Annotated in this window: 22 protein-coding genes; 14 read left to right on the top strand and 8 right to left on the bottom strand. The window is 71.3% G+C overall.

Annotated elements, in window-relative coordinates:
- Nucleotides 1-11: 11 nt before the first annotated feature.
- Nucleotides 12-662 (top strand): GntR family transcriptional regulator, encoded by a 651-nt coding sequence (locus tag EDF33_RS04340; RefSeq protein WP_123339124.1) that lies wholly within the window; start codon nucleotides 12-14, stop codon nucleotides 660-662.
- 191 nt (nucleotides 663-853) lie between these two features.
- On the opposite strand, the gene EDF33_RS04345 is transcribed toward EDF33_RS04340, so the two are convergent.
- Together EDF33_RS04345 and EDF33_RS04350 are read right to left on the bottom strand one after the other, a co-directional pair.
- The gene (locus EDF33_RS04345; protein ID WP_132099369.1) at nucleotides 854-1,630 is read right to left on the bottom strand and encodes an IclR family transcriptional regulator; all 777 of its coding nucleotides are present in this window, start codon (nucleotides 1,628-1,630) and stop codon (nucleotides 854-856) included.
- A 29-nt stretch (nucleotides 1,631-1,659) separates the two neighbouring features.
- On the bottom strand, nucleotides 1,660-3,906 hold the full coding sequence (locus EDF33_RS04350; protein WP_132099370.1) for an FAD-dependent oxidoreductase: 2,247 nt from the start codon (nucleotides 3,904-3,906) through the stop codon (nucleotides 1,660-1,662).
- 109 nt (nucleotides 3,907-4,015) lie between these two features.
- On the opposite strand from EDF33_RS04350, the gene EDF33_RS04355 reads away from it, so the two are divergent.
- The 3 genes from EDF33_RS04355 (at nucleotide 4,016) to EDF33_RS04365 (ending at nucleotide 7,767) form a co-directional block, all read left to right on the top strand.
- Nucleotides 4,016-5,368 (top strand): MFS transporter, encoded by a 1,353-nt coding sequence (locus tag EDF33_RS04355; protein WP_123294851.1) that lies wholly within the window; start codon nucleotides 4,016-4,018, stop codon nucleotides 5,366-5,368.
- Between the two features lie 88 nt (nucleotides 5,369-5,456).
- On the top strand, nucleotides 5,457-6,950 hold the full coding sequence (locus tag EDF33_RS04360; protein ID WP_132099371.1) for an LCP family protein: 1,494 nt from the start codon (nucleotides 5,457-5,459) through the stop codon (nucleotides 6,948-6,950).
- A gap of 34 nt (nucleotides 6,951-6,984) precedes the next feature.
- Nucleotides 6,985-7,767, top strand: a complete 783-nt coding sequence (locus EDF33_RS04365) for an endonuclease/exonuclease/phosphatase family protein (RefSeq protein WP_132099372.1) — start codon at nucleotides 6,985-6,987, stop codon at nucleotides 7,765-7,767.
- 1 nt (nucleotide 7,768) lies between these two features.
- Here the strand turns inward: EDF33_RS04365 and EDF33_RS04370 are convergent, their stop codons facing one another.
- Nucleotides 7,769-8,485 (bottom strand): hypothetical protein, encoded by a 717-nt coding sequence (locus EDF33_RS04370; RefSeq protein WP_132099373.1) that lies wholly within the window; start codon nucleotides 8,483-8,485, stop codon nucleotides 7,769-7,771.
- A gap of 198 nt (nucleotides 8,486-8,683) precedes the next feature.
- On the opposite strand from EDF33_RS04370, the gene EDF33_RS04375 reads away from it, so the two are divergent.
- Complete coding sequence (locus EDF33_RS04375) at nucleotides 8,684-9,625, top strand: SDR family oxidoreductase (protein ID WP_132099374.1); 942 nt, start codon at nucleotides 8,684-8,686, stop codon at nucleotides 9,623-9,625.
- Between the two features lie 91 nt (nucleotides 9,626-9,716).
- Here EDF33_RS04375 and EDF33_RS04380 read toward each other — a convergent pair whose 3' ends face one another.
- Nucleotides 9,717-10,034 (bottom strand): hypothetical protein, encoded by a 318-nt coding sequence (locus tag EDF33_RS04380; protein ID WP_123937293.1) that lies wholly within the window; start codon nucleotides 10,032-10,034, stop codon nucleotides 9,717-9,719.
- Between the two features lie 179 nt (nucleotides 10,035-10,213).
- On the opposite strand from EDF33_RS04380, the gene EDF33_RS04385 reads away from it, so the two are divergent.
- Nucleotides 10,214-10,891, top strand: a complete 678-nt coding sequence (locus tag EDF33_RS04385) for a TetR/AcrR family transcriptional regulator (RefSeq protein ID WP_132099375.1) — start codon at nucleotides 10,214-10,216, stop codon at nucleotides 10,889-10,891.
- Between the two features lie 91 nt (nucleotides 10,892-10,982).
- Here the strand turns inward: EDF33_RS04385 and EDF33_RS04390 are convergent, their stop codons facing one another.
- A complete protein-coding gene (locus EDF33_RS04390) occupies nucleotides 10,983-12,512 on the bottom strand; it encodes a threonine/serine exporter family protein (protein ID WP_123937295.1) in 1,530 nt (509 codons plus the stop codon).
- A 113-nt stretch (nucleotides 12,513-12,625) separates the two neighbouring features.
- A complete protein-coding gene (locus EDF33_RS04395) occupies nucleotides 12,626-13,066 on the bottom strand; it encodes an OsmC family protein (RefSeq protein WP_123339114.1) in 441 nt (146 codons plus the stop codon).
- A 177-nt stretch (nucleotides 13,067-13,243) separates the two neighbouring features.
- Here EDF33_RS04395 and EDF33_RS04400 point away from each other — a divergent pair, with 177 nt between their 5' ends.
- Nucleotides 13,244-14,287, top strand: a complete 1,044-nt coding sequence (locus tag EDF33_RS04400) for an NAD(P)-dependent alcohol dehydrogenase (protein ID WP_131844832.1) — start codon at nucleotides 13,244-13,246, stop codon at nucleotides 14,285-14,287.
- A gap of 116 nt (nucleotides 14,288-14,403) precedes the next feature.
- Here EDF33_RS04400 and EDF33_RS04405 read toward each other — a convergent pair whose 3' ends face one another.
- Both EDF33_RS04405 and EDF33_RS04410 read right to left on the bottom strand, forming a co-directional pair.
- The gene (locus tag EDF33_RS04405) at nucleotides 14,404-16,224 is read right to left on the bottom strand and encodes a gamma-glutamyltransferase (RefSeq protein ID WP_207906652.1); all 1,821 of its coding nucleotides are present in this window, start codon (nucleotides 16,222-16,224) and stop codon (nucleotides 14,404-14,406) included.
- Nucleotides 16,225-16,328: 104 nt separating this feature from the next.
- On the bottom strand, nucleotides 16,329-17,147 hold the full coding sequence (locus EDF33_RS04410) for a sulfite exporter TauE/SafE family protein (RefSeq protein WP_131844830.1): 819 nt from the start codon (nucleotides 17,145-17,147) through the stop codon (nucleotides 16,329-16,331).
- 76 nt (nucleotides 17,148-17,223) lie between these two features.
- Between EDF33_RS04410 and EDF33_RS04415 the strand changes: the two genes are divergently transcribed.
- The 7 genes from EDF33_RS04415 to EDF33_RS04445 all read left to right on the top strand — a co-directional run bounded on the left by EDF33_RS04415 (nucleotide 17,224) and on the right by EDF33_RS04445 (nucleotide 22,173).
- Complete coding sequence (locus EDF33_RS04415) at nucleotides 17,224-17,979, top strand: helix-turn-helix transcriptional regulator (protein WP_132099377.1); 756 nt, start codon at nucleotides 17,224-17,226, stop codon at nucleotides 17,977-17,979.
- A 78-nt stretch (nucleotides 17,980-18,057) separates the two neighbouring features.
- On the top strand, nucleotides 18,058-18,483 hold the full coding sequence (locus tag EDF33_RS04420; protein ID WP_132099378.1) for a metalloregulator ArsR/SmtB family transcription factor: 426 nt from the start codon (nucleotides 18,058-18,060) through the stop codon (nucleotides 18,481-18,483).
- A complete protein-coding gene (locus tag EDF33_RS04425; protein ID WP_111085859.1) occupies nucleotides 18,480-18,956 on the top strand; it encodes an SRPBCC domain-containing protein in 477 nt (158 codons plus the stop codon). The genes EDF33_RS04420 and EDF33_RS04425 overlap by 4 nt, the downstream gene beginning before the upstream one ends.
- A 123-nt stretch (nucleotides 18,957-19,079) precedes the next feature.
- On the top strand, nucleotides 19,080-20,276 hold the full coding sequence (locus EDF33_RS20675) for a peptidoglycan DD-metalloendopeptidase family protein (RefSeq protein WP_131922762.1): 1,197 nt from the start codon (nucleotides 19,080-19,082) through the stop codon (nucleotides 20,274-20,276).
- Between the two features lie 150 nt (nucleotides 20,277-20,426).
- Nucleotides 20,427-21,143, top strand: a complete 717-nt coding sequence (locus EDF33_RS04435; RefSeq protein WP_132099379.1) for an NYN domain-containing protein — start codon at nucleotides 20,427-20,429, stop codon at nucleotides 21,141-21,143.
- Nucleotides 21,144-21,240: 97 nt separating this feature from the next.
- Nucleotides 21,241-21,438, top strand: coding sequence for a hypothetical protein (locus tag EDF33_RS04440; RefSeq protein WP_131844824.1), 198 nt, complete (start codon nucleotides 21,241-21,243; stop codon nucleotides 21,436-21,438).
- 84 nt (nucleotides 21,439-21,522) lie between these two features.
- On the top strand, nucleotides 21,523-22,173 hold the full coding sequence (locus tag EDF33_RS04445; RefSeq protein WP_165918711.1) for a DNA alkylation repair protein: 651 nt from the start codon (nucleotides 21,523-21,525) through the stop codon (nucleotides 22,171-22,173).
- Nucleotides 22,174-22,224 lie beyond the last annotated feature (51 nt).

Below are 22,224 nucleotides of genomic sequence, written 5' to 3' on the forward strand. Positions count from 1 at the left end.
ACGCTGGGTGCATGCCAGTTCCTTCGACGCAGCCCGCCGCCGAGCGCAAACTCCTCCGTGACACCGTGCAGGACAAGATCCGCGACGCGATCATGGACGGCACGCTGGAGCCCGGCGAGCGACTCAACGACGACGACCTGATCGCGTGGCTCGGCGTCTCCCGCACCCCGATCCGCGAGGCGCTCGCGGAACTCGCCCGCGCCGGCCTGATCGAGATGGCACCGAACCGCTACACCCGCGTGGCGGCCCCGACGAAGGACGAGCTCCTCGACGCCTACCGCACGCTCGGCGTCATCTACGGGGGCGTCGTGCGCCTCGCGGTGCCCAACTTCACCGAGCCGCAGCGCAAGAAGATCGTGAAGATGCTCGACGACGTCATCGCGCGGGTCGGCGCCGACGAGCAGGACCAGGTCGCCCGCAACGGCGCCGACATCTACTCGCAGTGGGCGGACGCCTGCGGCAACCCGTCGCTCGTGCAGCTCTGCCGGTCGACCACCGACGGACTGTCCTTCAAGCTCCGGGTCCCCGAACTCGCCGAGCTGATCCCGGCCGCGGTGATCCTGCCCGAGCTCGCCAACCTCAAGGCAGCCGTCCTGGCGAAGGACCCGATCGCGGCCGAGCTCGCGATGGAGGCCATCCACCTGCTGCCGTCGCGCGCGTAGCGCCCCGTCGCCCCGCGCGACCAGGAGGCGGACAGGAGGCCCGTGGCGACGCCGCCACGGGCCTCCCGTCCGCCGTCACGCGCGTCTCGGGCGCGAAAGCGACAGATGTCCGCGAACATTCCGCGGCAGACTGTCGCTTTCGCGGGAATCCCGTCCCGGCGGGCAGCGCGTCTCGCGCCGCGACCAGCGCGTCAGTGCGCGACGGCGCTGATCATCCCGAGGCCGACGCTGATGCGGTCGGCGACCTCGATGAGGTCCTCGGCGAGGGAGTCCAGGTCACGGTCGCGCAGCTGCGTCAGGCGCCCCGAGATCGACAGCGCCGCCGCGATCCGCCCCGAGGCGTTGCGGATCGGTGCAGCGATGCAGAACCGGCCGAGCGCGAGCTCCTGGTTCTCCTCGCACCAACCGCGCTTCGCCGAGGCGGCGAGATCGGCCGTCAGGGCGTCGTGCGTCGTGATCGTGTGGTCGGTGTACCGGGCCAGGTCGTCCCCGAGCAGCGAGCGTCGCTCGTCCGGCGACAGGTCGAGCATCAGCGCCTTGCCGAGTGCGGACGCTTGCATCGGCTGCCGCATCCCGATCATCGTGTGCGACTTCGGCGCGAGCGACCCCTCGAAGTGGCAGAGGTAGATGCACGACGCGGCGTCCTGCACGCCGACGTTGGCGGTCAGCCCGACGCGGTGCGCGAGTTCCTGCGCCGCCGAGCGGCTCTCGCGGTGCACCGGGTTGTGGTTGAGCCCCTGGCTGGCGAGCTCGAGCACGGCCCGACCGACCGAGTACGCCTGGGTCTCCGGGTCGCGTCGGACGTACTCGAGCGACTCGAGCGTCGCCAGGAGCCGCCCGGTGGTCGAGGTCCCCAGCCCGATCGCCCGCGCGATGTCGGAGGCGCGCACCGCGCCGTCGGACGCGCCGAGCGCACCGAGGACCGCTGCGGCTCGCTCGATGCTCTGGTTCGGAGGGGTGGTCGCCATCCCCTCATTCTGGCCCGTCCCGGCGCGCGTCAGGAGACCTTCACGGCGCTCGCGGTGACGAACGGGGATCCGTTCGTCGCGGTCACGACGACCCGCAGGGCGGCCGTGCGCACCGGATCGACGTCGTGGATGCGGTGGCGGTGTCGGTTCGCGTCGACCGCGGCGAGCGTTCGCCAGGTCCCGTCGACGCACGCCTCGATCCGGTAGTCGCGGGCGAGTGTGGGCACGGCGTCCCAGGGGGTGCGGTGGTGGTGCAGGTTGATGAGGTCGGCGTCGACGTCGTCGTTCCAGACGATCCGCACCTGGCGGACGTCGACGGGCTCCGCCCAGTCGAGCGAGAGCACGGCTGCGCCGGCACCCGCGTCGGACGACCACATGTGCGGTCCGCCGAACGGGCGCTGGTGGCCGTCGCTGACCCGGGAGGCCCGCCACGCGTCCGTCTCGCCGGCTGCGGTGAACGCGAACGCGTGTCCGCGCAGGGCGCGCGCCTCCCAGTCCGTCACGGGCTGTCCGGACTCCTCGGGGATGTGGTCGTCGAACTGCTCGTCGTCGGCGGCGCGGGCGCGCAGGGCCATCACGCCGTAGGGGTGGCCGTCGGTCAGGACCAGTCGGACGCCGGGCTGCCGACGGACCACGACGACCGCGTTGCACGGTGCGTCCGGGTGGAAGTCCAGGTCGACCACTGCTTCGCCCGGTCCGGCGGCGACGTGTGCGGAGTGCGTGCTGACGTGGTCGATCGGGGCGTAGTTCTGGGGCTTGCCGGTGGTCCAGAGCTCGATGGTGAGGTCGGTGTCGTCGTCCGCCTCGGTGCGGAGCCGGAACTCGCCGAGCGCGGGGTCGGCGGGCAGGAGGACCGCGACGTCGCGGTCCAGGTCGAAGCGGTCGGCGGTCGCGAACGGCGTCGTGTCGATCGTGGTCATCTCGCTGCTCGCGCTGATGCGGGCGGTGCGGGCGAGGTCGGCGGGGTCGTCGGCGCGGACCCCGATGACCGGTGCGTCCTCGCGCAGCAGGGTCTGCTGCAGCAGGGCGATCTGCTCGGTGCCGAGGGACCGTGGCGTCGTGCCGTGCCGGGCGACCAGGTGCGCGGCGGTGCCGGCTGCCTGCCCCTGGGCCGCGCAGGTGGCCATCACCCGGGTGGACCCGAACGCGACGTGCGACGCGGAGATGTCGCGGCCGGCGAACAGCAGGTTCGACACGTTCGCCGAGTACAGCGACCGGAACGGGATGTCGTAGGTGCCGTCGGTGTACCGCTGCTGGGCGCCGGCGGTCTCGGCGTAGACGCCCTCGACGGGGTGCAGGTCGATCGACCAACCGCCGAACGCCACCGTGTCGGGGAACGAACGCTGCTCGAGCAGGTCCTGCTGCGTCAGGGTGTGGTCGCCGACGAACCGGCGGTACTCGCGCTTGCCGGGGATCGCGCCCACCCAGTCGAGCGTCAGGGTGTCCGCGTCGAACGCCCCCGAGTTCTTGATGTGGTCCCAGATGCCGTAGACGACGCCCCAGAGCTCGTCGCGGATGCGTTCGTTCTCGGCGACGGTGTCGAGTTCGCCGCCCCACTCGATCCACCAGTAGTTGCAGCCGTTGTCGCCGGTCCGGATCGCCCGGTTCGCCAGGATCGGCGTCGTGCCGAGGTCCTTCGCGATCGACGGCGGCACGAACTTCTCGGGGCGGCCGGTGTCGTGCGTCGAGAAGAAGATCGAACTGCCGAGCAGTTCGTCGTCGGCCGTTTCCGGCGCCCACTCCTCTCCGTGCTCGTCGCGGCCCTCTCGCCCGATGCGGTACTCGGCGCCGGCGAGGGCCCCGACGAGGCCGTCGCCCGTGCAGTCGAGGAACACCGGTGCCGTGAACGTCGTCTCGATCTCGGACCCCATGGTCCAGCCCGTGACGGCGGTGATGCGCGGTGCGCCGCCGGCGTCGTCCGTCGTCTGCACGGTCCGGACGTCGGTGTTGAGGTGGAGGTGCACGTTCGGCTCGGCCCGGACCAGGTCGAGCACCACCTGGTCCCAGTAGACCGCGTTGCCCTGCGGGTTCCGGTACTGGTTCTCGAGGAAGAGCTCGCCCACGATCCCGGTCTCGCGGGCGAACCGCTGCGTGCCGTGCGCCGTCGCGCCGACCACCCACACCCGGATCTCGCTCGAGGCGTTGCCGCCGAGGACCGGCCGGTTGGTGACGAGGGCGACGCTCGAGCCGAGGCGGGCGGCGGCGACGGCCGCGCTGACACCGGCGAGACCGCCGCCGACGACCACGACGTCGTGGTGCTGTTCACGGGATTGCATGGTCGGAACGGTATCACTCGGTGGCGTGTCTTTCCCACTGTGTGGCAATGTGTGCCCGGCGAGTGCTATCGTCAACGAATTCTCGACAACGAAGTGTGAGGCCCCACCCATGAGCGACGGAACCCGGACGCAACCCAGCGTCGATGCCGCCACCGCCCCCGACGTCCAGGTGGCCCTGGGCGACGACGCACGCCGCCAGGGCATGCGGAAGGTGATCGTCGCCGCGGGCGTCGGACACTTCGTCGAGTGGTTCGACTTCGGCCTCTACGGCACGTTGGCGACCGTCATCTCGCTGTACTTCTTCAAGCAGGGCGACCCGCAGGTCGCACTGCTGTCGGCCTTCGCCGTGTTCGGTGCCGGCTTCGTGATGCGTCCGCTCGGCGGGCTGTTCTGGGGGTCGCTCGGTGACCGGGTCGGCCGGAAGACCACACTGGCCACGGTCATCCTGATCACGAGCGGCGCGACCGCCGTGATGGGGATCCTGCCGACGTACCAGAGCGTCGGGATGCTCGCGCCGATCCTGCTCGTCGTGGTGCGGCTGGTGCAGGGCTTCGCCGCCGGTGGCGAGGGTGCCGGGGCGACGACGCTCCTGGCCGAGTACGCCCCGTCGAACCGGCGCGGCTTCGTGACGAGCTTCATCGACGTCTTCGGCTTCGCGGCGTTCATCGTCGGTGGTGGCCTGGTCTTCCTGTTCACGGCGATCGCCGGGGACGGAGCCCTCGAGTCGTGGGGGTGGCGTGTCCTGTTCCTCGTCGCGGTGCCGCTCGGCCTGGTCGGGTTGTACCTGCGCACGAAGCTCGAGGACACCCCGGAGTTCCGCGCGCTCAAGGCGAAGGGGGAACTCGCGAAGAACCCCCTCCGCCGCTCGCTCCGGACCGGGTGGAAGGCCCTGCTCTTCTGCGTCGGGTTCGTCGTCCTCAAGGCCGTCGGCCACTGGATCCTGCAGACCTTCATGCCCTCGTACCTGCAGGCGGACCTCGGGTACTCGCCGCTCGTCTCGTACGGGGTCGTCGTCATCGGCTTCCTGGTGATCGCCGGCCTCGTCCCGTTCTTCGGCCTGCTGTCGGACAAGATCGGCCGGAAGCCCGTGATGCTCGCCGGGTGCGCGGGGTTCCTGGTGCTGACCTACCCGACGCTCATGCTCATGGACGCCGGCAACTTCTGGGCCGCCGCAGCCGCGATGGTGCTGCTGGGGCTGTTCATGGCCGCGTTCGACGGGGCGGTGAGCGCCGCGATGGCCGAACTGTTCCCGACCGCCATCCGCTACGGGTCGATGGGCATCGCCTACAACATCAGCGTGGCGCTCTTCGGTGGCATCACCCCGTACTTCGCCACGTGGTTGATCAGCGCGACGGGCAACACGTTCGCGCCGGCCTTCTACGTGATGGCCGCCGCCGCGATCACCGGTGTGACGGTGCTCCGTGCGCGCGAGACGAACAAGCAGGGACTCGTCGCCGAGTGAGTCGAGCGCGGGCCGGTCGCAGGGGCTGTGGAGTGACCTTCCAGGCGGATTCCATGTCCCCTGCGCGCGCTCCGGTTATGGTTTCCCGGTGAGCAACGAACCCGAGCAGACGACGGAGCCCGCGCGCCGCGGTGCCGTGACGCCGCGCCACGGGCGCCAGAAGCGACGAGCGGGTGTGGTGTTCCCGGCGATCGCGGGTGTGCTCACCATGGCCGTCCTGCTGAGCGGTGGCTACGCGGCGTACGCGTACAACCAGCTGTCCGGCGGGGTCACGATCGTCAACGCGATCACCGGCAAGAAGGACACGAAGGACGACGTCGACGGCAAGGCGCAGAACATCCTGCTCGTCGGTGACGACCACCGGCCGGAGAACGCCACCCCCGAGCAGATGGCGGAACTCAGCACGACGTCGGACGGTGGTGCGACGAACACCGACACGATGATCGTCCTGCACATCAACGCCGACGGCACGCAGGCGACGATGATCTCGTTCCCCCGTGACTCGTACGTCGACATCCCGGACGTGGGCAAGGGCAAGCTCAACAGTGCCTTCTATTACGGCACGCTCAACGGTGGCGGCGACACCGGTGGTGCGAAGATGCTCATCAAGACCATCGAGAACCTGAGTGGTCTGCAGATCGACCACTACGTCCGCGTCTCGCTGCTCGGCTTCTACCAGGTGGTCAAGGAGCTCGGCCCGGTCGAGGTCTGCCTCAACCAGGCTGCCCAGGACAAGGACTCCGGCGTCGACCTGCCCGCGGGGAAGTCGACGCTCAACGCCAAGGAGGCGCTGTCCTTCGTCCGACAGCGCAAGGGCCTGCCGAACGGCGACCTCGACCGCAACGTCCGCCAGCAGTACTTCCTGTCGCAAGAGGCCCGGAAGGTCACGTCCGCCGGCACGCTGCTGAACCCGGTCAAGATGGGCAACATCCTGAAGGCCGTCGGGGGATCGATCCAGACCGACACCAACCTGATCGACCTCGCCTCGCAGATGCGGAACCTGCGCCCCGCGAACATCCAGTCGGCCACGATCCCGACCCTCGGCACGCCGACCATCTACGTGAACGGTTCGGCGCTGTCCATCGTCGAGGTCGACACCGTCGGCCTGCCCGCCTTCGTGCAGGGCCTGGTCGGCGAACCGGAGGCCTACGCCAAGGCCGGTCGCGCCCAGCCGGCGAACACCTCGGTCACGGTGATGAACGGCAGCGGCGTCGAGGGTGCCGCGACCGCAGCAGGGCAGGTCCTGACGAGCCGCGGGTTCCAGGTCGCACCGGCTGGTTCCTCGGCCACCACGAAGGTCACCCAGGTGCAGTACCCGGCCGGCCAGGAGTCGCAGGCGAAGGCGATCGCGGCGGCCGTGCCCGGTGCCGTCGCCGTCCGCACCAGCGCGGTCACCGGGGTCACGCTCGTGCTCGGCACCGACGGCAAGACCGCGAAGGCCGCCAGCGAGCCGAGCGCGACCGCGTCGAAGCCCGCGAGCACCGGTTCCGGGTCGAAGCCGAGCAAGCAGGCGTCCAAGGAACCCGCGCCGAAGTCCACCGACGTGCACAACTACGGCACCGAGGGCACCTGCATCAACTGAGGCCGTGGCCGGACCGGGTCGCTAGGTTCGAGGGGTGAGCAGCGCAACGCGTCCGATCGTCCTGATGACCTACAACATCAAGAACCCGGATCCGGAGCACGACTGGCCGGCCCGGCTCCCCGTGCTCCTCGACGTCATCCGCCGGCACGACCCCGACCTGGTGTGCGTGCAGGAAGCCTTCGCGCACCAGCTCGACGACCTGCGCGCCGGGCTGCCGGACCACGCCGACGTCGGACAGGGGCGTGAGGGCGGCACCGCGGGGGAACACCCGGCGGTCTTCTACCGACGCGACCGGTTCCGACCGACCGACGAGGGGTCGTTCTGGCTGTCGGACACCCCGGACGAACCGGTCTCGAACACGTGGGGCAGCCTGTTCCCCCGCATCGCGAACCACGCCGTGTTCCTGGACACCGACGGGCCGGCGGTCACGGTGCTCACCACGCACCTGGACCACGAACTCGGCGAGCACGGCGACGAGGTGCGCGGGAAGAGCGCGGCGCTCATCGTCGAACGGCTCGCGCGGGAGACCGGTCCGGTCATCGTCGCCGGGGACTACAACGAGCCGGCCGGCGCCGGAACCGCGTCACGGGTCTTCGCCGACGCCGGGTTCGACGACACCTGGCTGCTCGCGGGCGACCCGGGGGACCGGACGGCGACGTTCAACGACTGGCAGCCGCCGGTGGACACCGGGGAGCGCATCGACTGGGTGCTGACCCGCGGGGTCGCCGGCGTCGAAAGGGTCGTCATCGACCACGACGGGCCGGAGGCGTGGTTCGCGAGCGATCACTTCCCGGTGATCGCGACGATCCGCGTGTGAGTCAGCAGCTCCGCTGGGCGTGCACGGGCATCGGGGAGCCGAGCACCGTGACCGTGGTGTCGTCCGTCAGGGCCGAGACGCCGTTCGTGCCGGAGGAGTCCTGGTCGTCGGAGGAGCCCCAGCCTGCGCGCAGCAGCAACTGCCACGCGCGGAAGTCGTCCGAGCCGAAGGACACCCGTTCGGAGCGCGGGGCGTCCGCGATCTCGTCGGCGATGTCGTCGCCGACCTGGACGCCGCCGGGGCCGGTCAGCTCGATCCGTGCACCGAGCCGGCTGCGGACCTGGTCGCGCAGCACACGGACCTCGACGGCGTTGCCCGCCTGCGCATCGGTGGTCAGGGCCGCGACCCGGATGGCGCCGCCCCACGTGTAGGTGGTGCCGGCCGGGAAGCACGCGCCGCCGTCGCCCTCGGCGGTCTGGGTGCGCGACGGGGTGCCGAGCAGGCGGTCGAGCAGGCCCACGGTCAACCGGGAGTCGCGCATCGACGACTCGACGACGGTCTTCCCGCCGTTGCGGAGCACCAGGGACTCGGCGTCGAGCTCGATGGAGTCGACCCGCCGGAGCTTCGCGTTGGACACGTGCACGGGAGCTGCGTCGTGCGACGTCTCCGCCGCCACGGCGGTGTCCGCACCGAGCCCGGTGGTGCCGTCGAGCGCCAGCGCACCGGCCGAGAAGGCGAGCACGGCAGCGCCGAGCGCCAGCAGGGTCCGAGGGGTCACCGTTCGACGGTACGACCCTGATCCGTCCAGAACGACAGGTGTTACCGAATCGGGTCCTGGCCGTCACCGGACCGTGACAAACGAGGAAGACGCAGTTGCGGCCCTGGACCGGTGCGGCCGGCGGACGCTGGCCGCACCGCGCGACGGGGGACAGCCTCCTGGACGGCCCGTGGTGCGCCCCTGCGTACCGTCGGCGGCATGACGGACCAGCAGAACGACCAGGCAGGGCTCGACCAGGCAGCGCTCGACCAGTACTCCATGCAGGACCCGACGAAGATGTACGCCGACAAGAAGCCCGACGAGCAGTACCTCGAGGGCGCCGGCACCGACGCCGAGACGGCGGAGAACGTCCCCGCCGACCACGGCGAGGACACCTACCGCGGCTCCGGACGGCTGACGGGCCGCAAGGCCCTCGTCACCGGTGGCGACTCGGGCATCGGCGCAGCGGTCGCCATCGCCTACGCACGCGAGGGCGCCGACGTCGCGATCTCGTACCTGCCCGAGGAGCAGGAGGACGCCGACCGCATCGTCGCGCTCATCGAGGCAGCCGGCCGCAAGGCCGTCGCGCTGCCCGGCGACATCACCTCGCTCGCGGTCTGCGAGCAGATCGTCGCCGACACCGTCGCGCAGCTCGGCGGGATCGACATCCTGGTGAACAACGCGGGCAAGCAGCAGAACGTCTCCTCGATCGAGGACATCTCGGACGAGGAGTTCGACGAGACCTTCAAGACGAACGCCTACGCGACCTTCCGGATCACGAAGGCCGCCGTGCCGCACCTGCAGCCGGGCTCCACGATCATCAACACGACGTCGATCCAGGCCTACGCGCCGTCGCCGCACCTGGTGCACTACGCGGCCACGAAGGCCACCGTGAACAACCTGGCGAAGGGCCTGGCTGCGCAGCTCGCGCCGAAGGGCATCCGCGTCAACGCCGTCGCGCCGGGGCCGATCTGGACGCCGCTGCAGCCGGCCGGTGGGCAGCCGCCCGAGGCGCTGCCGTCCGCGGGGGAGCAGACCTACCTGGGTCGCTGGGGCCAGCCGGCCGAGCTCGCGCCGGCGTACGTGTTCCTGGCGAGCGGTGAGTCGTCGTACGTCGTGGGCGAGACGCTGCACGTCGACGGTGGGATGCCGACGCCGTAGGGCGCCGCCGACGGGCTGACGGGAGGCGCGGTGCCGGTGGGTACCGCGCCTCCCGTCGTCCGGGTGGTCCCGTCTGCGGGCCGTGGCGACGTCAGCAGGTGACCGCGCGCGCCATCCGCTCGAGGAGCTCCCGCGCCGACAGTGCTGCCGCGAGCTCGACCTCGACCGGGTTGATGCCGATCGCGTGCTCGAACGCACGGCGCCGGGCCTGGTCGGCGATCGGTACCTCGGGGCGCTGCGGCAACACGGCGATCGCCTGGGCCGCCGCCCCGAACGCGCCCGCGGGCCGCCCGAGCTGTTCCCACATCGCGCGGACGTCGTGCGCGACCTGCTCCGGGTCGCCGCCGAACTCGAAGCCGGCCGAGGCCATCGTCGCGAGTCCCTGTGCGGTGGGGTCGTTCGGGGTCATGCCCGGCATCGTCACACGGATCCGTGCGAACGCGCTGGGCGTGGTGCCGGTGTCCGTGTCCCCCCATGTGCTGACACCCGTACCGGGGATTCTGTTGTCCCCCGTTCTGCGTTTGGATGGACGTGCCCCGGACTCGGGGAGACCTCGGACAGGACGTCCGTGGAACGACGGAGGGCAAGATGCTCGAGAACACCAGCGCCGACACGCAGGCCGCAGCGGCCGCGGCGGCCACCCTGCACCTCCGGATCACGATCGTGGGGGCCACCGTCGACCTGCTCCGTGACGTCCCCTTCCACGAAGCACGCGCCGTGCACGTGGCCGAGCGGATGGGCATCCCCGTCGAGGAGCTCCAGCAGCACTTCCCGTCCTGGGACGGCCTGGTGCTCGCGGCCGTCGACCGCTGGAACGGCGGTCGGATGGACGAGGTCACCCGCGAGGTCGGCGACGGTTCGACCGTCGAGCTCCTGCGCGCGATCGTCGCGTCGAACGCCGAGGACCCCGCGCTCATGCGCCTGCTCGTCGCTCTGCTGTCCGTCGCGGGCAACGCCGAGCACCCGATGGCGACCTACCTGCGGTCGCGCTACCAGCTCTTCTACGCCCAGGTGAAGCGCGGCCTCGAGCACGACATCGCCGTCGGCCGCGCCCCGCACACCATGGAACCCCGCCGCGGAGCCGAACAGCTCATCGCGCTGTACGAAGGCCTGCAGCTCCAGGCCCTGCTCCGCACGGACCTCGACCTGGTGCCGGCGTTCGACCGTGCGGTGGCCCGACTCGAGCGCGGCTGGATGGAGCGTTACGAGCCGCAGGCCGCCCGCCGGCACGCGACGTGGAGCGACGACGGCAGCTGGGACATCTGAGCCCGGACCGGCAGCGCCCGTCCGGAGCGCCGGACCGGCAGCGCCCGTCCGGAGCGCCGCACCGTCAGCGTCCGTCCGGAGCGCCGCACCGTCAGCGTCCGTCCGGCGCCGACCGTGACCCGCGCGGCACCGAGCCGTCGCCGGGGTCGTACCCGGTGTCGCGGATGACCCGGAGCGCCGTGGTGTCGTTGTGGACCGAGTGCACGACGACCCGACGGGTCCGCCGGAGCGCACGGCGCGCACCAGGTGTCGCGAACAGGCCGCCGAGCACGAGCCCGGCGCCGATCCCGAGCGCCACGGAGACCGCGGCCACGAAGTCGAGGGCCGCACTCGACGAGCCCGACATGAAGTTCAGCAGTGCGTTCGACACGGCGACACCGGGCAGCAGCGCTCCGCAGAACGCCGGCACCGCGATCGCCGCGACCGCGGTCCGCATCCGCGCCGCTGCGTAGGTGGACAGCACACCGAGCAGGACCGCGGCCAGGAACGTCGCGCCGAGCAGCGGCAGGCCGAGCTGCCGCAGCCCCCACAGCGAGGCCCCCGCGGCCACCGAGAACACCACGGCGACGGGGATCACCCGCGCACTGGCCTGCTGCACGAAGCAGTTCGCCCCGGCCGACACCACCGTGAGCGAGAGCGACGCCCACAACGGCAACGCCTGGGTGACGATGCCCGACGGGTCGACCTCGAGGTGCAGCCACTTCGTCATCGCGATCCCCGCGGGCACCCCCACGACGATGGCGGCGATGACCAAGCCGATGTAGAACGCCCGGGCGACCGCCATCGCACGGAAGCCGGAGATCGCGTCCTGGGCCCACGTCACGAGTGAGACGTGCGGCAGGAGCAGCACCACCAGGGCCGCCACCATCGTGGCGGCACCCGCCGGGTGCAGGACGCCCACGCCGATGGCCAGGGTGCCGATCACCGACGCGACCGCTCCCTGCGCCCCGGACACGAAGAACTGCGGGTAGCCACGGCCGGTCAGCCAGCGCCCGGACAGGATGATCCCGAACATCAGCACGAAGGCGCCGATGCCCGCTCGCCACCCGCCACCGGCCTGCATCGCGATCGAGGTCCCCAGGATCGAGAGTCCGACGTCGGCGAGCCACGTGGGCCAGCGCGGCGGCATCCGCAGCACCGCCACGAGGGCGCTCACGCCCGAGGTCATGTCCCGTTGGTCGTGGATCAGGTCGTCGACGATCTGGTTCGCGCGCGCGAGCCGGTCGAGGTCGGAGCCGTCGGAACTCACTGTCCGGACCTTCACGAGCGGCGGGATGTCGGCCGGCGCGTACTGGATCGTCACCGAGCTGCCGGAGAAGTCGAGGTCGAGCGGGGCCAGGTTCCACTTCGTCGACACCGCGACGACGGCGGTCTCGACGCTGCGGGTGTCGGCGCCGGAGGCGAGCATCACCTCGGCCAGGTCGAGGCAGAAGTCGACGATCTGGGCGGCGGTGTACTGGTCGCGACCCTTGGCGTCGGGTTCGACGTGCTCGTAGATCGTGCCACGCAGTCGCGCACGAGCGTCGCGCAGGTCGTGCTGCGCCAGGCTGCGGCGTCGGGGGCGGGGTGGCCGGTGTGGGCGCCCCGGCTTGGGCTCGCCGGGGAAGTGCTGCTCGGCCATCCGACCATGGTGCCAGTCGCGATCTGGACGCGACCAGAGCGGACGGGAGGCCCGGTGCCAGCTGGCACCGGGCCTCCCGTCAGGTGGTCGGTCGCGTCTCGGACGCGACCCGACTACTGCTCGAACGTCGCGTCGAGCGTGATCTCGACGCCGGTGAGCGCCTTGCTGACCGGGCAGGTCGCCTTGGCGTCCTCGGCGGCCTTCAGGAAGGTCGCCTCGTCGATGCCGGTGACCTCACCGTGCACGGTCAGGGCGATGCCGGTGAGCTTGAAGCCGCCAGCCGAGTCCGGGCCGAGCGAGACGTCGGCCTTGACGTCGAGCGCCTCGACCGTGCCGCCGGCCTCGCCGAGGACGGCGGAGAACTGCATGGCGTAGCAGGCCGAGTGTGCGGCGGCGATGAGCTCCTCGGGGCTGGTGCTGCCACCGGCCTCGTCAGCGGCGCGCTTCGGGAACGAGACGTCGTAGGTGCCGACCTTCGAGCTGGAGAGTTCGACCTGGCCGGAACCGTCGTTGAGGCCGCCGTTCCAGGCGGTGCGTGCGGTGCGCGTGGGCATGGCCGCTCCTTTCGTGTGGGGGATCGGACCCGAGCGGGACCGTCGCAGCCGAGTCAAGCGGAGAACGCACGTTCTCGCAACCGGCTCACGGCGAAGACGCAGGCTTCTCGGTTTTGGGCGACAGGTGTCGTGTTCAACGACAGGTGTAGCCTGAATGGCGTTCAAAGGAGACCCACCATGCGCGCCGTCGTGTTCGAGCAGTACCAGACCTTCCCGTCCCTGACGGAGGTCCCGAAGCCCACCCCTGGTCCGGGGGAGGTGCTCCTCAAGGTCGCAGGTGCCGGTGCGTGCCACTCGGACGTCGCGGTGTACCGCGAGTTCGCCGCCGGTGCTCCGGGGTCGCAGCAGCCCCCGTTCGTGCTCGGGCACGAGAACTCCGGCTGGGTCGAGTCCGTCGGTGACGGCGTGACCGGGTTCACCGAGGGCGACGCCTACCTGGTCTACGGGCCGGTCGGCTGCGGGCACTGCTCGTACTGCTCGAAGGGGCAGGACACCTACTGCGAGAACGCCGCGACGAACCCCTACATGGGCATCGGCCTCGGGCGCGACGGCGGCATGGCGGAGTACGTCAGCGTCCCCGCTCGCAACCTCGTGCCGCTCGGCGATGCCGATCCGATCGCTGCCGCACCGCTCAGCGACGCCGCACTCACGCCGTACCACGCGATCAAGAACGCGCTGCCGAACCTGGCAGGCGGGGGCAAGTACGCGCTGGTCGTCGGGCTGGGCGGCCTCGGGCAGATCGCCGTGCAGATCCTCACCGCGCTCACCGGCGCCACGGTGATCGCGACCGACATGAAGCAGGACGCCATGGATCGCGCTGCCGCCCGTGGCGCGATCACGGTGCCCGGCGGGCCGGACCAGGCCGCCGCGATCCGCGAGATCACCGGCGGCCGCGGGGTCGACGCTGCGTTCGACTTCGTCGGTGCCACCCCCACGATCAAGGTCGCGCAGGCCTCGATGGCGGTCGGTGGCCGGTTCACCGTCGTCGGGATCGCCGGCGGTACCACCGAGTGGAACTTCTTCGCGACGCCGTACGAGTCGACGATCACGAACACCTACTGGGGCACGATCGAGGACCTGCACGAGGTCGTCGCGATGTACCGCGCCGGGCAGATCGTCCCCGACGTGGAGCGGTACGCGCTGTCGGACGCGCTCGAGGCCTACCGGAAGCTCGAGGCCGGCGAGCTGTCGGGTCGCGCGGTCGTCGTCCCGACGCTCTGACGCGGGGCGCCTCGCGGCGTAGCTGGTCGAATCGGGCGTACCTGGTCGGAAGTTCTGACCAGGTACGCCCGATTCCGCTTTCCAGCGCGGGTGTTCTGGGAAAGAACGACGGCGGGTCAGCGGCCGGCGGCGTAGCCCTGGGCGCCGCGGGGGTTCGCCGCGGCGCCGAGTACGCCCGTCGCCGGGTCCCGCGTCACGCACGTCAGCCGTCCGAGGCTCCAGTCGCCGGCGCGGGTGACGACGTGACCGCGTGCCTCGAGTTCCGCGATGACGTCGTCGCCGAGCCGGTCCTCGCCCACGAGCCCCGCCGGCTCCCACGTGCGCGGCCAGAACGACCCCGGGAACGACGTCGTGTGCAGCGCCGGGGCGTCGATCGCCTGCTGCGGGGTGTACCCGCCGACGATCCACCGCAGCAGGAACAGCAGCTGCCACTGGTCCTGCTGGTCGCCGCCGGGTGAACCGACCGCGGCCACGGGGACGCCGTCACGCAGCACCAGGGTCGGCGTCAGGGTCGTTCGCGGGCGCTCGCCGGGGCGGAGCGTCGACGCCGTGCCCGGTTCGAGCCAGGTCATCTGCAGCCGGGTGCCCAGGCAGAACCCGAGCTCCGGGATCGTCGGCGACGACTGCAGCCAGCCGCCGGACGGTGTCGCGCTGACGATGTTGCCCCAGCGGTCCACGACGTCGATGTGGCAGGTGTCGCCCCGGGTCTCGCCGTCCGGGGCCACGAACGGCTCGCCGCGGTCCTCGCCCGGAGCGACCGGAGCGACCGGAACGACCGGAGCGACCGGCGCGCGCTCGGTGTCCCGCGCGACCTGCACGGTCGGCTCGCCGAGACCAGCGCCGTCGCCAGCGGAGTACGACGTCCGGGCCGGCGGCATCGCCCGCTCGGTGCCCGCGATCGTGCCCGGTCGCAGCTCGGCCGAGGCCCGCTCGCCGATCAGCGCACGCCGCTCGTCCGTGTACGCGTCGGAGAGCAGCACGTCGAGCGGGGCGTCGCCGTCGCCGTAGAACGCCTCGCGGTCGGCCATGGCGAGCTTCTGCGCCTCGACGATGGTGTGTGCGCCGACCGACGTCGACGGGTCGAGCAGTGCGTCGTCGAGCGGTTCGAGCAGCCGCAGGGTCTGCAGGAGTGCCGGACCCTGGCCCCACGGCCCGGTCTTCGCGATCGTGCAGCCGCGGAACTCCGCCGTCGCCGCGGGCTCGTACGACGCCCGGAACGCCGCCAGGTCCGACGCTCGGACGACCCCGGCGTGGTCGGTGCCCGACGCGTGTCGGTGCGGCTCCCGCACGAAGCGGTCGATGGCCTCGGCGACGAAGCCCTCGGCCCACTCGCTCCGCGCGGCGTCGATGCGGGCGGTCCGGCTGCCGGAGCCGTCACCGGCGTCGAGGAGCCGGTCGAGCACTGCGGCCAGCGCCTCGTTGCGCACCAGGTCCCCGGGGACCGGCACCGTGCCTCCTGGCAGCCACTGCGTGGCGGACGTGGGCCAGTGGTCACGGAACAGGCCCTGCACGGCGGTGATCGTCCGGACCACCCCGGCTGCGACCGGGTGGCCGTCACGGGCGTATCCGATCGCCGGCGCGAGGACGTCCGCGAGCTCCCACGTGCCGTGGTCGCGGAGCAGCAGCAGCCACGCGTCGACGGCACCCGGGACGGTGGCGGCGAGTGCGCCGGAGCCGGGGACGAGGTCGAGTCCCTCGGCGCGGTAGTGCTCGGGTGTCGCACCGGCCGGCGCCGGACCCTGGCCGACGAGCACGACCGGGGTCGGGTTCGATGCCGTCGCGAACACCGCCGTCAGGTCGCCGCCCGGGCCGTTCAGGTGCGGTTCGACCACGTGCAGGACGAACGCGCCCGCGACGGCTGCGTCGAAGGCGTTGCCGCCGCGTTCGAGCACCGACTGCGCGGTGGCGGTCGCGATCCAGTGTGTCGCGGCCGCCATGCCGAACGTGCCCTGCAGGTCCGGGCGCGAGGTCTGCGTGGCGGGCGGGACGAAGGCGGGGTTCGGCGTCGGCATGCACCCATCCTGTCCCCGGGGTTCCCTGCTCAGCCCAGGGCCACGACGATCCCCGCTGCGACGAGCAGTGCGACGTACCCCCAGGCGTGCACGACCTCGGGCAGGTGCGGCGGGCGACGTCGGAGCAGCACGATGACCGGCATCGCGCCGACCAGCAGGGCCACGGCTGCCCGGACGTCGACGGCGCCGACGAGTCCGGCGGCGTGCGGGACGACCGCTGGCAGCAGCATGGTCACCGCGGCTGCGGGCAGCGTGATCGCCAGCGTGAGGGGGTTCGCCAGCGTGGTCGCCGCCGTCATGGTGGCACCGGACCGGCGCAGCATCGGGACCGTCACCACGCTGCCGCCGACGCCGAGGAACGCCGCGACCGCACCGATCGGGAGGCCCGTGGCGGTCGGTACGCCGGTACGGGTCGGTCCGTGGTCGCGTCCACGGCCGCGGGTCGCGACCGCGCGATCCGTCGCCGAGCTGCGCAGGAAGCCCGGGCGCAGGAGCAGGTCGGCGACCGTGACCCCGAGGTAGACGACGAAGCCCCAGCGCAGGAGCGCGTCCGGTGCCTCTCGTGCGGCGAGCACCCCGACCGTGCCGCCGACCCCGAGCAGGACGAACAGCGACGAACGGCCCCGGAGCGGCGCGAGTGCGCCGCGCCGGGCCGAGGCGGTGGCCACGGCGGCGTTCACCAGCATCACGAGGGCCGAGGTCGCCGTGGCCACCCGGACGGCGTCGCCACCGAGGGCTGCGTCGGCGACGGTGATGATCGGCACGGTGACGAACCCACCGCCGAACCCGAACAGGACGGTGGTGACCCCGACCAGGACCCCGATGACCACGAGCACGATGAACGACATGCCTCCATCCCAGCGGGGATCACCACGGCGGACGATCGGGTGTGCGGCAGGTTCCTTCGAGACCTAGCCTCGTCGTGTGCGCAACGTCCCGGTCTCCGAGTTCGACCACCAGCCGTTCGACGTCCTGCCGATCGGCACCGACTACCCGCCGGACCACCTGCTCGCCCGGCACGAGCACCGACGGGCGCAGCTGCTCTACGGAGCGAGCGGCGTCATGCTCGTCGAGACCGACGACGGCTCGTGGACCGTGCCGACCGACCGGGCCGTGCTCATCCCGCCCGGGGTGCCCCACGAGGTCCGGATGCTCGACGTCAGCACCTGGAGCCTGTACGTCGAGCCGGACGCCGTGCCCTGGTGGCCGACACGGTGCACCGTCGTCGAGGTCGGGCCCCTGCTGCGCGAGGTGCTGCGCGCCGCCAACGCGCTCGACGTGCCGTACGACGACGGCGGCCGGGACGGCACCCTCGTCCGGCTCGCCCTGCACGAGCTGCAGCGCGTCGCACCGATCCCGCTGAGCGTCTCGCTGCCGCCACGGGGTGTCCTGCGCGACCTGTGTCGGGCGTACCTGGCCGAGCCCGACGTCCACGTGACGAACGCCGACTGGGCGCGTGCGGCGGCCGTCTCGGAACGCACCCTCGACCGCCACTTCCGTGCGGCCACGGGGGTGGGGTCCGCGAGCTGGCGGGTGCGTGCGCGACTGTTGTCGAGCCTCCCGGCCCTGCGACGCGGCACCGTGACGGAGGTGGCGGGCCGACTCGGCTACGCGACCCCCGCGGCGTTCACCGCCGCCTTCTCGAAGGCGTTCGGGGCCCCGCCGTCCCGGTTCCGGTGAGGCCTTGCGCCCCCGCGGAAGGGCGCGCATACTGAACGCATCGGTTAATTAACCGGTTGGTTCACCGAGGAGGCGACGATGGAACCCGACCACACCGACGTCGTCCTGTCGGCGCTCGCCGACCCGATCCGACGGCGCATCGTCGAACGGCTCGGCAAGGGTGAGGCGACCGTCTCCGAGTTGTCGGAGCCGTTCGACGTCAGCGCCCCGGCGATCTCGCGGCACCTCGGCGTCCTCGAACGCGCCGGCCTCATCACGCGCGAGCGGCACGGCACGTGGCGCACGTGTCGTCTCCGGCCCGAGGCCGTCGACGAGCTCGGCGCCTGGCTGGGCCGGTTGCGTCCCGACTGGGACCGCCGGTTCGACCGCCTGGAGGCCCTGCTCGCCGCCCAGCGCACGCCTGCCCCGGTGGGCAGCCCGTCCACCGCCCCACCCGCCAGTTCCGCCAGTTCCGCCAGTTCCGCCAGTTCCGCCTTCACCGTCGATCCGCAGGAGCAGTCATGACCGAACAGTTCACCGCCCACGCCACCCACCGCTTCGCCCACCCCGTCGCCGACGTCTACCGAGCGTTCGTCGACCCGGCCCTGCTCGCGCTCTGGTTCGGGCCCCTCGGCTTCCACGTCCCCGTCGCCACCGTCGAGGTCGACGCGCGAGTCGGTGGCGCCTGGAACCTCACGATGGTCAGCAACGACAACGCCGAGTGGTCGTCGCCCGTCACCTCGACCCTCGAGCAGATCGAGGAGAACCGGATCATCGTCGGCACCTCCACCGCGCACGGCATCCCGGGGGTCGAGGACGGCACCGCGCTGTCCCTGACGCTCGAGTTCGCCGAGGACGGCGACGGCACGATCGTCACCCTGACGCAGGGACCCTTCCCCGAGTTCATGCGCGACATGAACATCGCCGGCTGGACGCAGTCGTTCCACAAGCTCGAAGCACTGCTGGCGACACCGAAGGAGTTCTTCCAGCAGCCGTAGCCGCACCCCCCTGTCAAGGGGTTGTGCGCCCCGCGCAGAAAAGCGAACATCGTTCGGTGACTCGTACAGGGCGAGCGCCGAACGACCGCGCAGGGGCGTGGTCGGTTCCGAGTCAGGGGATCCATGACCACCACTCCGTCGACCGTCGCACGTGCGCGCCGACTCCCACGCTTCGCCGGCGCGCTCACGGTGCTGGCCCTGGCCGCCGGTGCCCTCGTCGCGACCGCTGAACCCGCCGCAGCATCGGCGGTGTGGGTCGGATCGGCACCCGCCGGCACCAAGATCAACCCCGGCGACCAGGTGACGTCGCCGAACGGCCAGTTCAAGCTCATCATGCAGGGCGACGGCAACCTGGTCGAGTACGGCATCGGGAACCGCGTGCTGTGGGCCTCGAACACCGCCGGTTCCCCCGGTGCGATCGCGGTCGTCGGCAAGAACCGTGCCCTCGACATCACCAAGAACGGCAAGCGACTGGCGCGCTGGGCCTCGGCCGGCACCGTGAACTCGACGGCGCTGAAGATCCGCGCCGACGGCACCATGGCGCTGCTCGCCGGCAAGTCCGTCGTCGTGAACTGGACCACCTACCAGGACCGGGTCGCCTCGGGGAACACGCTCCTCGGCGGCACCGTGCTGCGCTCCGACACCACGAACACACGCATCCTCAACATGCGCACCGACGGCAACCTGGTGCAGAAGGTCAGCGGCCGAGTCGTCTGGCAGTCTCGGACCGGCGGGCACCCTGGCGCCTGGGCCGAACTGCAGTCCAAGGGCAACTTCGTCATCTGGACCCGTGACGCATCGCGCAAGAAGGTCGCGCTCTGGACCTCGCGCACCGGCACGGCCGGCTCCGGCAACCTGCTCGTGCAGGTCGACGGCAACGTCGTGCTCTACGGGGCCAAGGACACCCGCGTCTGGTCGAGCCGACCCGTCACCGGACTGGCATGGCCCGTCAACGGGACGAAGATCACCGGCAAGTACGGCGACGACCGTGGCGCCGGACACGTCCCGCGCTACCACCAGGGCACCGACGCGCCCGTGCCCGTCGGCACCCCGGTGTACGGCTCCGGCACCGGCGAGGTGACCAAGACCGTGGCGAACGACGCCTCGTACGGCAACTACATCGTCGTGACCTACGGCATGACCGCGGTGCTCACCGCCCACCTCAGCAAGATCGAGGTGAAGAAGGGCCAGATCGTGAAGCTCGGTACCGAGATCGCGAAGTCCGGCAACACCGGGCAGTCGACCGGCCCGCACGTGCACGTCGAGACGCGGCGCAACGGCACGCTCGTCGACCCGTTGAAGAACATGCACTTCCGCTGATCCGGGAGCGCTGGCGGCGTACCGCTTCGTGAGCAGGAATGGTCGGGTCGCCTTCGGGCACCCGACCATTGCTGCTCACGAAGTGCGGGCGCCCCGCACCCGGCGAACGCTCACTCCATCGAGTGGAACATCACATGACAGACTGTCCCGATGGGTGTGGAAGAGGTCGGCCGCAAACCGCGGGCTGCTGTGTACATCGACGGCTTCAATCTCTACCGCCGCGCCCTGGAACACCGGCCGGATTGCCGGTGGCTGGACGTCCTCAAGCTGAGCGAGACGCTCCTCCCGGATTTCGAGGTCGTCCTCGTGCGGTACTTCACTGCGCGCGTGCGTTTCGTCGAAGGGGAAGATCCGGCGGCGCCCTCCAGGCAGAGCGCTTACCTGCGCGCCCTCGCGACACTCCCCGCGGTCACCACGCACTTCGGCACGTTCCGTTCCGATCGGCGATGGATGGCGAAGAGTCCGCTCGAACTGGACGACGACGGTTCCCCGCGCACTGTGCGGGTCCGGAAGATCGAGGAGAAGGGGTCGGACGTGAGTCTGGCTGCGCACTTGGTCTGCGATGCGATGGACGGGTTGGTAGACGCGGCCTTCGTCCTGTCGAACGACTCCGACTTCGTCGACGCACTGCGAATCGTCCGCGAAAGGGGTGGCGTCGAGATCGGGCTCATGTGCCCGAGCCCTTCCCCTGCGCGGAGTCTCCTCGCACTGGAGCCCGACCATGTACGTCACGTTCGGGCGGCCGTCATGCGCGACTCGCAGCTGCCCGACAGGATCGCGGACGTTCACGGTGTCATCACGCGACCGAAGAGTTGGCGTGCCAGAAGTACAGAAGCCCCGCCAGAGGCGGGGCTTCGCGCCCGGTAGTCGAGACATCCGGGGGTGTACGGCCAATGTACTGCGTATCACCACGGGGTGCAACCGGGCTGCGCAGGACCTGCTCCCCGCCACGAAACGAGGACCCATGACCACGACGTTCACATCGCACGCGCATCGAGAGGGGAGGTGGTGGGTCGTCCAGAACGATCAGGTGCCAGGAGCGATCTCGCAGGTCAGTCGAATCGAGCTGGCCGCCGGAGCGCAGCGGGAAGCGATCGCCTTCGTCGCCGAGGCCGTCGTCGACGATGTCGCGGTGGTGATCCGGATGGAGCGACCTTCGTGAGCAGGAATGGTCGGGTCGCCTTCGGGCACCCGACCATTGCTGCTCACGAAGTGCGGGCAGGGCGGCGCGGATACCCTTGACCGGATGACATCGCGCGGCGGGACCGGGGCTGGGAACGGGGCCGACGCGGAGGCCGTGCTCGTCGCCTTCGCGCGCACCAGCGGGGACGTGGCGGCGGCACGCCGGGTCGCACGGCGGTTCGAAGGCCTCGACGACGGCGAGCGCTCCGCGCTGCTGTGGAGCGACGACGACGGCGCGAAGCTCATCGCCGTGCTGCTCCTGGTGCAGGCGATGCGCGAGCGCCCCGATCCGGAGCTGACCGACGAGTACCTGTCGGCAGCGAAGGCCGAGCGCTTCGACGACCCGGCGCTGGTCGACCTGGCAGCCGAAGAGCTCGTCGGTGCGCCGCTCGTGGGCGGCTCGACTGGCCCGCTGTTCGCGCTCGTGAAGTCCGACGTGGCGATGGTGCGCCGGATCGCGGTCGTGGCGACCCTGGCGTTCGCGAAGCAGGGCGACGCCGAGGTGCCACTCGGGATCGCTGGACGCCTGGTGCGGGAGCGGAGCGACACCGTGCAGTCGGCGCTGGGGTGGGTCCTGCGCGAGACGGGCAAGCGCGCCTCGGAGGCGGCGCTCGTGGCGTTCCTCGAGAAGAGCGGACGGTTCCTGACGCCTGCGGCGCGCCACACGGCGACCGAGCACCTGCCGCCGGCAGAACGCGACCGCCTGCGGGGCTGAGCGCGAACGACGCTGGCAGCCAACTGTGCAGTCGGCAATACCGACCATGTG

The organism is Curtobacterium sp. PhB146, from assembly GCF_004342995.1.
In the GTDB taxonomy this organism is placed as follows: Bacteria; Actinomycetota; Actinomycetes; order Actinomycetales; family Microbacteriaceae; genus Curtobacterium.